Genomic DNA, 12,267 nt, shown 5'->3' with positions numbered 1-12,267 from the left:
CCTGTCATATCTCTGCCCTCATGGCCGCGATGCGCGCGCGGACCTGATCCGGCGCCGTGCCGCCGAAACTCTTACGGCTGGCGACCGATGCGTCCACCGTCAGGACGTCGAAAACACCAGGACCAATGCGCGCATCGATGGCCGTCAGGTCGTCAATGGCAAGGTCGGCGAGCAGGCATCCGCGCGTCTCCGCCAGGGCGACGGCGCGGCCGGTGATGTGATGCGCGTCGCGGAACGGGACGCCCGCTTCGCGGACCAGCCAGTCGGCAAGGTCCGTGGCGGTCGAGTGCCCGCCTGCCGCCGCCGCCTTCATGCGATCGGTGTGAAAGCCAAGCCCCTCGATCATGCCCGTCATCGCGGCAAGGGAAAGCGCGAGCGTGTCATAGGCATCGAACACGGGCGTCTTGTCCTCCTGCATATCCTTTGAATAAGCGAGCGGAAGCCCCTTCATCACGGTGGCGAGGCGGGTGAGCGCGCCGAGGAACAGGCCGGATTTCGCGCGGACAAGCTCGGCGGCATCGGGGTTGCGTTTTTGCGGCATGATCGAACTGCCGGTGGAATAGGCGTCCGGCAGCTTGACGAACCCCCAGGGCTGCGATGCCCAGATGACGACTTCCTCGGCCAGACGGGAAAGATGCAGGCCCGCCTGCATGCAGGAAGTCAGGAATTCGAGGGCGAAGTCCCGGTCGCTGACGGCATCGAGACTGTTGGCGCAGGGCGCGTCGAACCCGAGCGCCCTTGCCGTCATGTCGCGGTCGATGGGGAAGCCGGTGCCCGCCAGCGCGGCGGCGCCGAGCGGGCTTTTGTTGAGGCGCTTGCGCGCGTCCGCCAGACGCCCGCGGTCGCGCTGCGCCATTTCGACATAGGCCATCAGATGATGGCCGAGCGTGACGGGCTGCGCCGACTGCAAATGCGTGAAGCCGGGCATGACGCTGGCCGCATGTTCCTCGGCGCGGACCAGAAGCGCGCGCTGGAACGCGGCAAGGCCCTGATCCAGACGGTCAATGGCGCCCCTGACCCACAGGCGCAGGTCGGTGGCGACCTGATCGTTGCGGGACCGCGCGGTGTGCAGGCGGCCAGCCGCCTCGCCGATTTTTTCCCTCAGGCGGGCCTCGACATGCATGTGGATGTCCTCGAGCGCGAGGTCCTCCTCGATCGGGCCGGCGGACCACTCCCCGGCGATCTCGGCAAGGCCGGCGTCGATGGCGGCGACGTCGTCCGCGGACAGGATGCCTGTCGCGGCCAGCATGGCGGCGTGCGCGCGGCTGCCCATGATGTCTTCTTGCCACATGCGCTTGTCCACGCCGATTGAGGCATTAATCTCCTGCATGACGGCGGACGGACCGGCGGCGAACCGGCCGCCCCACATCTTGTTGGAGGTATCGGACATGACACGGACGACTTTCCTGATTCTGGCCGGGCTGGTCAGCATGGCGGCCTGTGACGCTCCCATCGCGGATAGTGCCCCGGCCGGGGCGCCGCAAGCCGTGACGGACAGGCCGGGTGTGCCGGCCGGCGAGCCCGACTATTCGCGGGCGGGGGAGACGGCGCCCGATGCGACCCTCCTCAGGAAAAGCGGCGGGCCCGCCGCGCTGACCAGTTTTGTGGGCACGCCGACATTGGTGAACCTGTGGGCGACGTGGTGCGCGCCGTGCGTTGCCGAACTGCCCGCGCTGAACCGGCTGGCGGCGCAGAAGGGCTATGCGCTGAACGTCGTCGCGGTCAGCCAGGACATTGGCGGCTGGGAAAAGATCAGCGGCTTTGTCGCGCGGACCGAAATGGACCGGCTGACCGTTCTGACCGATGAGGATGCGGCGCTGTCGCGGGCATATGGCGCGGTCGGCCTGCCGCTGACGATCATGTATGATGAAGGCGGCCGGGAATTGTGGCGTGTCAGCGGCCCGCGCGAATGGGACGAGCCGGGCGGGCTGCCGGACGATACGCCCGGCGCGGGATAGTTAGGCGTATTTTCGCCGCATATTCGCGGCTATGAGGGGCCTTTGCGAGCCGTTCTGGAGAGACCGAATTATGCCCCGCCCCGTGCGCACCGCCGTATTTCCCGTTGCCGGGCTCGGCACCCGCTTTCTGCCCGCGACCAAGGCGATCCCCAAGGAGATGCTGCCCGTCGTTGACCGGCCGCTCATCCAATATGCCGTTGATGAAGCGCTGGAGGCGGGGATCGAGCAGATCGTGTTCGTCACCGGGCGCGGCAAATCCTCCATCGAGGATCATTTCGACATCGCCTATGAGCTGGAGGCGACGATGGACGCGCGCGGCAAGGACAAGTCGGCGCTGTCCGGTTCGCGCCTGGGACCGGGGCGGATCGCTTACGTGCGGCAGCAGGAGCCGCTGGGCCTGGGCCATGCCGTCTGGTGCGCGCGCAGCGTGGTGGGCAGCGAGCCGTTCGCCGTGCTGCTGCCCGACGAACTGCTGGTCGGCGAGCCGGGCTGCCTGAAGCAGATGATGGCCGCCTATGAAGAGGTCGGCGGCAATGTCGTCTGCGCACTGGAGGTCGCGCGCGAGGAGACCCGGAAATACGGTATCGTCGACCCGGGCGAGACCAGGGGGGCGCTGACCGAAGTGAAGGGCCTGGTCGAAAAACCGGACCCCAAGGATGCGCCGTCCAGCCTGATGCTGCCCGGGCGCTATATCCTGCAACCGGAAGTCATGACATTGCTGGCGACGCAGGGCGTGGGCGCGGGCGGGGAAATCCAGCTGACCGATGCGATGGCGGCGATGATCGGCAGGCAGCCATTCCATGCCTTTACCTTCGAGGGGACACGGCACGATTGCGGCGACAAAGCGGGCTTCGTCAACGCGACCATCGACCTTGCGCTGCAGCGCGCGGACATCGCGCCCGCCGTTCATGCATTTATCAGGAAGTTCGCGTTATGACGGTCTTATGACAGTCACCCTCTCCCCTCGCACCGAACGCCGAAAGGTCGAACCGCCGCCGCTCAGCCAGTATCTGATGGAGGTGCGCGCGGTCGGCGAATTCGCGCGTTTTCTGATGAGCGACCGAACGCATGAACTGCCGCGCGGCGACGGCCACGGTGTGATCGTCTATCCCGGCTTCATGGCGGCGGACACGACGACGTTCCTGCTCAGACGGCGGCTCGCGAAGCTGAATTACGATGTCTATGGCTGGGGTCAGGGACAGAATCTGGGGCTGCGCGCGGGAATGCTGCCTGAAATGCGGCGGCATCTGAAGGCGGTCGCGGCCAAAAGCGGCGGCAGGGTCAGCATGATCGGCTGGTCGCTGGGCGGATTATACGCGCGTGAGGTCGCCAAGCTGGAGCCCGACCATGTGCGGCTGGTCGTGACGGCGGGTACGCCGTGCGTCGGTGATATGCGCGGCAATAATGCATGGAAGCTTTACGAGCGGCTGAACGATCACTGGGTCAACAGTCCGCCGCTGCCAACCGACCTTGAAACCCTGCCGCCCGTGCCGCTGACCAGCATCTATTCGGACGGCGACGGCATTGTCGCGCCGGAATGCACGAAGATCGGCAATGGCGACATGCATGAATCCGTGCGCGTCGATTCCAGCCATGTTGGCCTCGCATGGAGCCACGAAGTGCTGGCCGTAACGGCGAACCGGCTGGCACAGCCCGCGGGAAGCTGGGCACCCTATTCAGGGTAAACAGGCGCGCCGCGGCCGCCAGTTCGTTGCGGCAATCCAATCGCCGGCATGGTTCATTTCCGCGCCCGGCAATACGGTCCCGCACATGCTCACCTTCCAGATGTCCGCCTGTCCTGAAGACCGGTTATCAGGGCCGGATATGATCGCCCATACCCACCACTTTTTGGCGGAAGGCGCGTCCGGGGCCTGATTTCCCTCATCTGCCCCTAGGCGTTCGCCCTTCATCCCGCTATCTGGCTCAGCGAAACCATGTCAGACCTCACCGCCTTCGACATTTACTTCTTCGCGGCCATCGGCCTGCTCGCGATCCTGGGCTTCATGCGCGGCTTTGTGAGCGAGATCCTGTCGATCCTGGCCTGGGTCGCGGGAATCATCGCGGTCAACATGTTCTTCGATCAGGGGCGCGAAAAGGCTCTGGACTATGTTGACAGCGAGACGACGGCAGCCGTGCTGTCGGTGGCCGTGCTGTTTGGCGGCGTGTTCATTCTGGGCAAGCTGCTGGCAAAAGCGCTGGGCGGCCGCGTGAAGAACAGCATTGTCGGACCGCTGGACCGCGTGCTGGGGTTCGGGTTTGGCGCGGTGAAAGGCCTGCTGCTGACGACGCTGACATGGATGCTACTGCAACTGCTTTACGATGTGGTGCCAGCGGATCGGCCCGAATGGTTCGCCGATTCGCGGTCGGGTCCGCTGCTGGGTGTGCTGTCCCATGAGGTGCAGGACTTCGTCGAGGACCGCCGCGAGATGCGCGCGGAAGAGGACGCGGCGCGGAACGCCGCGCCTGAAGGATATACGGACGAAGAGCGCGGCGCTCTGGAAGCGCTGCTGGAACTGACGGAATGACCAGGATCAGCGTGTATGACACGGCGATGAAGGAAAAGCGGGTGTTCACGCCCGCGGATCCTCGGCGCATCACCATATATGTGTGCGGACCGACGGTCTATTCGCGCGCCCATATCGGTAATTTCCGCCCGGAGGTGACGTTCGACGTGCTGCGCCGTCTGCTGACGCACGTTTACGGCAAGGGCGTCGTGGTGTCCGCGCGGAACTATACCGATATTGATGACAAGATCATGGCCCGCGCCGATGCCGAGGGCCGCACGATCGAACAGGTGACCGCACAATCGGAAGGCTGGTATGAGGCGGATGCGCGGGCGCTGGGCTGCGCGCTGCCGACCTTTGCCCCGCGCGCGACGGAAACCATCGCCGAGATGATCGCGATGATGGAGACGCTGATTGCGGGCGGCCATGCCTATGCCGCCGAGGGGCATGTGCTGTTCGATGTGGCGGCGGACACGGATTATGGCGCGATATCGCACCGGGACCTGGAGCAGATGATCGCGGGCAGCCGCGTTGAAGTCGCGCCCTATAAGAAAAACGCGCATGATTTCGTCATGTGGAAGCCGAGCGCCGATCATCAGCCGGGCTGGGCGTCGCCATGGGGCCGGGGCCGCCCTGGCTGGCATCTGGAATGCTCCGCGATGATCGCGAAACATCTGGGCGAGACCATCGATATTCACGGCGGCGGACAGGACCTGATCTTTCCGCACCACGAGAATGAGGCCGCGCAAAGCCGCTGCGCGCACAAGGGGGCGCCGCTGGCAAGGTACTGGATGCACAACGGTTTCCTGTCATTCGGCAAGGACAAGATGTCGAAAAGTGAGGGCAATATCGTGACCGTCGATGCGCTGCTGGCGGCGGGGCATCGCGGCGAAACGGTGCGCATGGCCATGCTGACCGCGCATTACCGCCAGCCGCTCGAATGGAATGACGACCTCCTCAAACAGGCGAAATCGACGCTGGACCGCTGGTACCGCGTGATCGAGGGGGCAGCGGGTGATGTCGACGGCGACGCGGTGGATGAGGGCGTTGTCGACGCGATCGCCAATGACCTTGGCACGCCCGCCGCGATGGCGCGCCTGTCTGAACTGGCGAGCGCGGGCGATATCGCGGGGCTGCGGGCAAGTGCGGGTCTTCTTGGCCTGTTACAGGACGATCCGGCGGCGTGGCGTGCGGGCGAAGGTGATCGCGGCGATATCGACGCCCGGGTGGCGCAGCGCAATGCGGCAAAAGCGGCGAAGGACTGGGCGGCGGCGGACCGTATCCGCGACGAGCTTGCCGCCGAGGGCATTATATTGGAGGACGGGCCGCAGGGCACGATCTGGCGGCGGGCATAAGGGGCGGTTCGGAAGAAGCATGCGTATAGGAAACCTGACAGGCGCGGCGGCGCTGCTTGGACCAGCGCTCGGCGCGATGTTCCTGCTGGCGGCGTGCGGACAGAATGCGGACCCGGCGGCGGACGAGACCGGCACGGCGATCGCCGAAGTCGAAACGGTGGGCGACGCCCCCGTGCTTGCCTCTGACCTGATCATCGCGGAGCAGACACCGACGCTGGAATTCCGCTGGCGGCTGGTGCCCGAAGCGGCGGAATATCCGACGCTGTTCGCGCGGCTGCGCGCGGCGGCGCTGCGCGATAAGGCGGCGCTTGAAACCACCGCGCGCGAGACCGCGCAGGCCCGTACCGAGGCGGGGCTGGAGGCGATACCGGTCGCGCACGATCAGATGTTCGAGACGGTTTTTGAAAACCGGGCGCTGCTGAACATAAGGACCGAAATCTTCAGCGATACCGGCGGTGCGCACCCCAATCATACGCTGGAAAGCATCATCTGGGACCGGCGGGACGATCGGCAGGTGTCCCTGCCTGACCTGTTCGTCAACTGGCCCGAAGTGCGCGATGCGCTGTCGGCGGCATATTGCGCGAAACTTGATGACATGCGCGCCGAGCGGCGCGGCGGCGCGGCGCTTGACGGTGAATTTGGCACGTGCCCCGACCTTGCCGCGCAGCACATCGCCCTGCGCGGCCCGCGCGGTATGGCGCCCGAAGGTATCACCGTGCTGTTCTCGCCTTATGCGGCGGGGCCTTACGCCGAGGGCGCGTATGAAGTTGAGGTGGACTTCGACGATGCCGTGCGCGCTGCGTTGAAGGCGCGGTTTCAGGGATAGTAGGCGGGCTCAGCGCCCGGCTGCAACGCTACCAAATTCATCATCCCGAGCGTCGTCGAGGGACGCATGCAGGCTGCCGCAAAACCATCAGTGCGTCCTTCGACTGCGCTCAGGATGATCGGGTTTGGGGGATTGCACCCAAATCAACACACGTCATACCGGCGCAGGCCCGTATCCATCTCGTGCGACAGAACCAGGGCGCAGACTCAAAAGATGTACCCCGGCCTGCGCCGGGGTGACGGGTCTCAAAAAAACTGCCGACATGACCAGCCAACTTTACCCCGGAATCACGCGTTTGCGAGGGTGATGGAGGGTGAAAGGGCGCGCATTGTTGGACGGGGTGCTGCGCGTCATGGCCCCGCGCCCGCCTACCGCCCGCCCCGCGCCTCATAACCGCCATCGTCGCGGTCGAAAAAGCGGGTATATTGCGCTTCGAATTGCAGTTCGACGATGCCGGTGGCGCCGTGACGCTGTTTGGCGACGATGCATTCAGCCTGGCCGCGCAGGGCCTCGGCCTTCTCCATCCACTGCGCGAATTTCTCGCTGCCATCCTCGGGTTTCTTGGAGGCGTGGTAATATTCCTCGCGGTAGACGAACATGACGATGTCGGCGTCCTGCTCGATGGTGCCGGATTCGCGAAGGTCTGAAAGCTGCGGGCGCTTGTCTTCGCGCTGCTCGACCTGCCGCGACAGCTGCGACAGCGCGAGCACCGGGACATTGAGTTCCTTCGCCAGCGTTTTCAGGCCGCGGGTGATCTCGGAAATTTCCTGCACGCGGTTCTCGGCGGATTTGCGGCTGCTGCCCTGCAGCAATTGCAGATAGTCGATGACGAACATGCCGACGCCCTTCTGCCGCTTCATGCGGCGGGCGCGGGAACGCAGCGCGGCGATGGTCAGGCCGGGCGTATCGTCGATGTGCAGCGGCAAGTCGGAAAGCTCGCCGGACACGCGGGTCAGCGCGCGAAACTGGCTCTGGCCGATGCGGCCCATGCGCAGATCCTCGGAATTGATCTTTGCCTGCTCGGCAAGGATACGCGTCGCCAGCTGGTCCGACGACATCTCGAGGCTGAAAAAACCGACGCCCGCGCCGGAGGATTCGCCATCGGGATTCTCGCGCTTGTCGAGCATGAACTGCTGCGCGCAGGCAAAGGCGATGTTAGTCGCAAGCGCGGTCTTGCCCATCGCGGGACGTCCCGCGAGGATGACGAGGTCGGAACGGTGCATGCCGCCGGTTTTCGCGTTGATGCCGTGCAGGCCCGTCGTCAGGCCGCTCAGATTGCCGCCGCTTTTCATGGCGCTGTCGGCCATTTTGACGGCGAGCGTCGCGGCCTGCGCAAAGCTGCGCGCGGCGCCCGATACCTCGCCCTCTTCCGCGACCTTGTAGAGCGCCATTTCCGCTTCGCCGATCTTGGCCTGCGGATCGACATTCTCGCTGGTGTCGGTCGCGCTCTCGACGAGATCGCGGCCCACGGTCACGAGCGCACGCAGCAGCGCGAGGTCATAAATCTGTCTGGCGAAGTCCTGCGCCGCGATCAGCCCGGCCGTGCCCTCGGTCATCTGGACGAGGTAGGCGGGACCGCCCAGTTCCTCGAGCGCGGGATCGCCAGTGAACAGCGGCCGCAGCGTGACGGGGTTGGCAAGGCGGCCCTCGTCCACGACCTGCATGATCTTCTCGTACAGGCGCGCGTGCAGCGGCTCGTAAAAATGCTCGGGCTTCAGCTTCATCTGGATGTCGCCGGCCAGATTATTGTCGATCATCAGCGCGCCCAGCAGCGCGGTCTCCGCATCGGTATTGCGCGGCAGTTCGGTCGCCGCGGCGATGCCGGGCGCGATGGGTGTGACATTGGGATTCGAGGCCATGGCGATGCGTATATCATAAACCGGGCCGCCATGTCGGCCTTGCGGAAAACAGATCGGGATAAGCCTGTGGAAAACCGGTGCGTAACGCCGTGAAATCCTAAATCGATCGCCAGATATCCGCTCTGCCTTCATGGGTTTCGCGGACGGCACGCCCGCGCTGTTCAAGCCAGCGAAGATGTGCGATCGCTTCGCCGGTCGCGATGCCATATTCCTTCACGTCGATGGCGCGGTGAAACAGCACCTCGAAACAGGCGAGCGCCGTTCGCGGCCTTGCGAGGAACCGCTCCAGCGCCGTCAGTTTCTGGTAATGATCCTCCGCCAGCTGGTCGAGGCGGGCGTGCAGGCCATGGAAGGGAAAGCCATGGGCGGGCAGGACGTGCAGATCGCCGGACAGGCTTCGAAACCTGTCGATGCTGGCAAGCCAGTCGCCCAGGGGGTCCGCCATCGGTTCGGTGACATGCACGGAAACGTTGGAGGTGATGCGCGGCAGGACCTGGTCACCCGCGATCATCAGGCCGCCCTCGTCATCGACCAGGCAGGCATGTTCGGGCGTATGGCCGGAGCCGGTGACGATGCGCCAGGTGCGATCGCCGATCGTGTAAAGCTGGCCATCGCGAATGCGCTCATAGGTGACGGGAAAGCTGCTGACCGCGCGCGCGAAGCGGCCCCAGCCTGCTGCGCGGAAGTCGCGCAGCTGCGCGTCCGGCCAGCCGGCCTTTTCATAGAAACGCACCGCTTCTTCGGGTGGTTCGTCGCGGATATCGCCGAGCAGCATACGCGCCATCAGATATTCGGTCTGCGCCATGACGAGCGTCGCACCGGTCTTTTTGATCAGCCAGCCCGCATTGCCGATATGGTCGGGGTGATAGTGCGTGCAGAGCACCTTGCCGACGGGCTTTTCCCGCGTGATCCCGTCAAGGACGCGGCGCCAGACGTCCTTACAACCGGGCGCGGGTATGGCCGTGTCGACGATGACATGATGATCGCCGCCGTCGAGCACCCAGAGATTGATGTGATCCAGGCTGAACGGCATCGGCATGCGCAGCCAGCGCACGCCGGCCGCGATTTCGTGCAGCTCCCCCGGTTCCGGCGACCAGCGGCCAAGCGGATAGGTCAGGCCGCGGCGTCGTTCGGGCGCCGGCGGCTGGGTGAGGGACTGATCGGACATGGATATGCGTGTAGGGCGGAACAGCGCGCTTCGCGGCCTATCTGTTTTTATATTGGGGGGTGTGCCGGAGCTATCGAAACAGCCGGACCTTATGTGCTGTCTGAAATTAAATGTAATGTCCCCATAATAAAAGACCTCCATACATCCCAGGTATATTGTTTTCTTATCGAAACGTAGCTTGACGAAATCTTGCAACCTTTCATTAACGAATGAACTGCGAGATATTCGCAGGTCCGAAACACAGGGGTTCCCATGCGCAGGCCTATTAAAATCTCGTCAGCTTTCGTTGGCGGACTGGCTATCCTTACGCTGAATTACAGCGCAGCCATCGCTCAGCAACCAAAGGACATTGAAACTCAGTCAACCGAGGCTCTTGACGGTACGTCTAGATCAATGTGGTGCCTGCCCGGATGCACTTTTGAGAGCGAAACCGCGGTCTCCTCAGACCCTGTCGCTCCAGCTTGGTGTGCCGCTTGGATTCCAACACCAACTCGTTTTTGTAGCAAGGACGGCAATAGGGACGGCACAAATTGCGTCGATGGAGCTTCTGGAGAGTCTGGAGTGCTCGACAACACAGAAACCAAGAGCCCGACCTCTTTTTCCTGTATTGCGATCAAAGCAGACTCTCTTGGCGCATCTGGAAGCGATGGTACTCCGAAAGCGTGTAGACCGGGTTGTATGTTGCCGTGGGAGCAATACGGCAATCGTCAGAAACATCTGGACCGCGTTCCCGACCTTTCGAAATCCGAAAATCGCCCGGAATGGTGCGTACAAATCAACGACGGTGCCAATATCTATGGCGCTGTCGATCCAGATCAAATCAACGTTGGCGCGCGCCGCATCCTCTATGAAAATAGGGCCGCAATTGCGCTGTGCAGTGGGTTAATTCTGAAGGGAAAATATAATGCTGAGTGATATCTATTAGACAATTTTAACAAAAAATTGAGAGCGATTTCGTTTCAGAAATAGAAGTGTTTTTAATTACAGGGAACTACAGGAGGGATTACAAAGACAATATAAATAATGAATTAAGTATAGTGTCCCCGGAACTTCCCCCGGAACTTCCTCCCCGGAACTTCCAGTCCAGAGCCAGGCGGGCGGTATAGATGCCAGCGGAATTCGCGTCGACGGCCTCCTATTCCGCCGCACCGCTGCTGGTCGAATATCGCGCGCCGAGGGTATGGCGATCAGGGGGGGGCGACGGACATGCCCCAGCTTCCATGCTCATCGATTGCCCCGCGAATCCAATATGAAACATGCTTAGCTTCATCTGCGTAACAATCATATGACATAGAGCAAGCCGCACCTAGATAATCGCCGCGCCGCGTCGCGCCGCATTAATGGCAGCATAAATTAAGTATAGTGTCCCCGCAATTCCGATACTTCTGTTTTTAATATCGCTGAGAACTTCTGATCCGAATGGCGCTGCTTCAATAGCAGACAGCATGCCTTCAAGATAATTTCTGTGAAGAGGCCTGAACGAAATTGGGCCGCCTGCGGCGTCAGTATCTATTATTTCAAAAACGTCCGACCAATTTGTCATTCTGAATACCCTCCAATCAATTCTTCAACGTCTCGTAGACTTATAAAAGATCGTAAACAGTTTTCTACTTGCCACCCGACCCACGTATCAAGCATTGGAGCTACGTCAATAAAACAAATCGCGACTGGTTCATCATAGCCAAGATAAGAGTATCCGCAAATAAGATTTTCTCTAAGTCCACCGCCTCTATACGGGATAGCATAACCGAACTTCCCACATTGCTTCGGCAGTTTTCCATCATCGTACAAAAGGCGAAAAAGATCGCCTTTTTGACTGATAATTCTTGCTATCAGCGGAGCGGGGTCGCCTCCGTCCAGCATCATCGGCTGCAGAGGTATCAACGTGGATGGTATGACAAGAGCAGACGAGGGCACATATTTGTCTGGCCTGCGTTCAAGTACATCTGATGAAATATATTCAAAAAAATAATATCTCGTTTCACATTCTTTTTGTTTATCGTTTATAAATCTTGATATATTTGCAAGTTTATCGTACTCTTCAGACAAGTATTTATCCAACCTGCTCCCTATTTTATCACTATAAATCAAACAGTAAGGAAACTCGAAGTAGGGTTCATCTAGTATTTTTTGATTATTCAGGGCCGTATCTACAAAATCGCATGCCGTTAAAGCGAAAAGAGCAACGCTAATTTTCAGGCGCATAAGAACTTTAACTAACCAATGGGTTCGCGGCGTCTTTGTCATTCATTGTACTCCAATTCGCAGCGATACGTTGTGCCTTCCAATCGCTTCCGTGCCTCTGCCAGTCCGATACGTGTTGCTCCCCGGTCAACGCTCAGCACCTGGCCCGGTGCATCACCGACACCGGGGGATTACGGGGGGCACTATACCTAATCCAAGCCGCGCTCTCCAAACCGCTTTTCTCAAAACGGCGTCGATACGGGTCTGGTAGCCTTTGCCACCTTTAGGGTGGTAGCTTAATCCCACCCAGAATGCGATGGCAGCGGCGCGGCTTACGGCTGGGAGGGAGTTTCTGGCGGGTTGGTCGTAACGTGTGGAGATGCGGCGGAAATCCTTGAGGCGGCAGAACATGG

At 61.6% G+C, this 12,267-nt stretch carries 12 protein-coding genes; 7 read left to right on the top strand and 5 right to left on the bottom strand.

Annotation, left to right across the window (positions count from 1 at the left end; all coding sequences use genetic code 11):
* Positions 1-4: 4 nt before the first annotated feature.
* Complete coding sequence (gene argH, locus KCG44_RS01915) at positions 5-1,390, bottom strand: argininosuccinate lyase (RefSeq protein WP_218443873.1); 1,386 nt, start codon at positions 1,388-1,390, stop codon at positions 5-7.
* Between argH and KCG44_RS01910 the strand changes: the two genes are divergently transcribed.
* The 6 genes from KCG44_RS01910 (at position 1,389) to KCG44_RS01885 (ending at position 6,643) form a co-directional block, all read left to right on the top strand.
* Positions 1,389-1,958, top strand: coding sequence for a TlpA family protein disulfide reductase (locus KCG44_RS01910; protein WP_218443872.1), 570 nt, complete (start codon positions 1,389-1,391; stop codon positions 1,956-1,958). The genes argH and KCG44_RS01910 overlap by 2 nt on opposite strands.
* A gap of 70 nt (positions 1,959-2,028) precedes the next feature.
* Positions 2,029-2,895, top strand: a complete 867-nt coding sequence (gene galU, locus KCG44_RS01905) for a UTP--glucose-1-phosphate uridylyltransferase GalU (protein WP_255536255.1) — start codon at positions 2,029-2,031, stop codon at positions 2,893-2,895.
* Between the two features lie 7 nt (positions 2,896-2,902).
* Positions 2,903-3,643, top strand: a complete 741-nt coding sequence (locus KCG44_RS01900; RefSeq protein WP_218443870.1) for an alpha/beta fold hydrolase — start codon at positions 2,903-2,905, stop codon at positions 3,641-3,643.
* A 249-nt stretch (positions 3,644-3,892) separates the two neighbouring features.
* Positions 3,893-4,483 (top strand): CvpA family protein, encoded by a 591-nt coding sequence (locus tag KCG44_RS01895; RefSeq protein WP_218443869.1) that lies wholly within the window; start codon positions 3,893-3,895, stop codon positions 4,481-4,483.
* A complete protein-coding gene (cysS, locus tag KCG44_RS01890; RefSeq protein ID WP_218443867.1) occupies positions 4,480-5,817 on the top strand; it encodes a cysteine--tRNA ligase in 1,338 nt (445 codons plus the stop codon). Before KCG44_RS01895 ends, cysS begins: the two co-directional genes overlap by 4 nt.
* 19 nt (positions 5,818-5,836) lie before the next feature.
* Entirely contained in the window at positions 5,837-6,643 is an 807-nt protein-coding gene (locus KCG44_RS01885; protein ID WP_218443866.1) for a DUF3298 and DUF4163 domain-containing protein, read from the top strand.
* A gap of 368 nt (positions 6,644-7,011) precedes the next feature.
* On the opposite strand, the gene KCG44_RS01880 is transcribed toward KCG44_RS01885, so the two are convergent.
* The gene (locus KCG44_RS01880) at positions 7,012-8,502 is read right to left on the bottom strand and encodes a replicative DNA helicase (protein ID WP_218443864.1); all 1,491 of its coding nucleotides are present in this window, start codon (positions 8,500-8,502) and stop codon (positions 7,012-7,014) included.
* Positions 8,503-8,599: 97 nt separating this feature from the next.
* Positions 8,600-9,670: an MBL fold metallo-hydrolase gene (locus KCG44_RS01875; RefSeq protein WP_218443862.1), complete on the bottom strand. Its 1,071-nt coding sequence runs from the start codon at positions 9,668-9,670 to the stop codon at positions 8,600-8,602.
* 561 nt (positions 9,671-10,231) lie between these two features.
* Here KCG44_RS01875 and KCG44_RS01870 point away from each other — a divergent pair.
* On the top strand, positions 10,232-10,585 hold the full coding sequence (locus KCG44_RS01870) for a hypothetical protein (RefSeq protein WP_218443861.1): 354 nt from the start codon (positions 10,232-10,234) through the stop codon (positions 10,583-10,585).
* A gap of 391 nt (positions 10,586-10,976) precedes the next feature.
* Here KCG44_RS01870 and KCG44_RS01865 read toward each other — a convergent pair whose 3' ends face one another.
* Together KCG44_RS01865 and KCG44_RS01860 are read right to left on the bottom strand one after the other, a co-directional pair.
* Complete coding sequence (locus KCG44_RS01865; RefSeq protein ID WP_218443860.1) at positions 10,977-11,213, bottom strand: hypothetical protein; 237 nt, start codon at positions 11,211-11,213, stop codon at positions 10,977-10,979.
* Positions 11,210-11,917, bottom strand: a complete 708-nt coding sequence (locus KCG44_RS01860) for a hypothetical protein (RefSeq protein ID WP_218443858.1) — start codon at positions 11,915-11,917, stop codon at positions 11,210-11,212. Before KCG44_RS01860 ends, KCG44_RS01865 begins: the two co-directional genes overlap by 4 nt.
* Positions 11,918-12,267: the final 350 nt, after the last annotated feature.

The organism is Pacificimonas pallii, assembly GCF_019204005.1.
In the GTDB taxonomy this organism is placed as follows: domain Bacteria; phylum Pseudomonadota; class Alphaproteobacteria; order Sphingomonadales; family Sphingomonadaceae; genus Pacificimonas; species Pacificimonas pallii.
The sequence above is the reverse complement of the archived record's forward strand: the minus strand, read 5'-3'. Positions and strand labels throughout refer to the sequence as shown.

Excerpts from the sequence above, each read along its gene's own strand:
- KCG44_RS01860 (WP_218443858.1), bottom strand. The coding sequence starts at position 11,917 with ATGACAAAGACGCCGCGAACCCATTGGTTAGTTAAAGTTCTTATGCGC.
- KCG44_RS01900 (WP_218443870.1), top strand. The coding sequence starts at position 2,903 with ATGACAGTCACCCTCTCCCCTCGCACCGAACGCCGAAAGGTCGAACCG.
- KCG44_RS01885 (WP_218443866.1), top strand. The coding sequence starts at position 5,837 with ATGCGTATAGGAAACCTGACAGGCGCGGCGGCGCTGCTTGGACCAGCG.
- cysS (WP_218443867.1), top strand. The coding sequence starts at position 4,480 with ATGACCAGGATCAGCGTGTATGACACGGCGATGAAGGAAAAGCGGGTG.
- KCG44_RS01910 (WP_218443872.1), top strand. The coding sequence starts at position 1,389 with ATGACACGGACGACTTTCCTGATTCTGGCCGGGCTGGTCAGCATGGCG.
- KCG44_RS01880 (WP_218443864.1), bottom strand. The coding sequence starts at position 8,502 with ATGGCCTCGAATCCCAATGTCACACCCATCGCGCCCGGCATCGCCGCG.
- KCG44_RS01895 (WP_218443869.1), top strand. The coding sequence starts at position 3,893 with ATGTCAGACCTCACCGCCTTCGACATTTACTTCTTCGCGGCCATCGGC.
- KCG44_RS01865 (WP_218443860.1), bottom strand. The coding sequence starts at position 11,213 with ATGACAAATTGGTCGGACGTTTTTGAAATAATAGATACTGACGCCGCA.
- KCG44_RS01875 (WP_218443862.1), bottom strand. The coding sequence starts at position 9,670 with ATGTCCGATCAGTCCCTCACCCAGCCGCCGGCGCCCGAACGACGCCGC.
- argH (WP_218443873.1), bottom strand. The coding sequence starts at position 1,390 with ATGTCCGATACCTCCAACAAGATGTGGGGCGGCCGGTTCGCCGCCGGT.
- galU (WP_255536255.1), top strand. The coding sequence starts at position 2,029 with ATGCCCCGCCCCGTGCGCACCGCCGTATTTCCCGTTGCCGGGCTCGGC.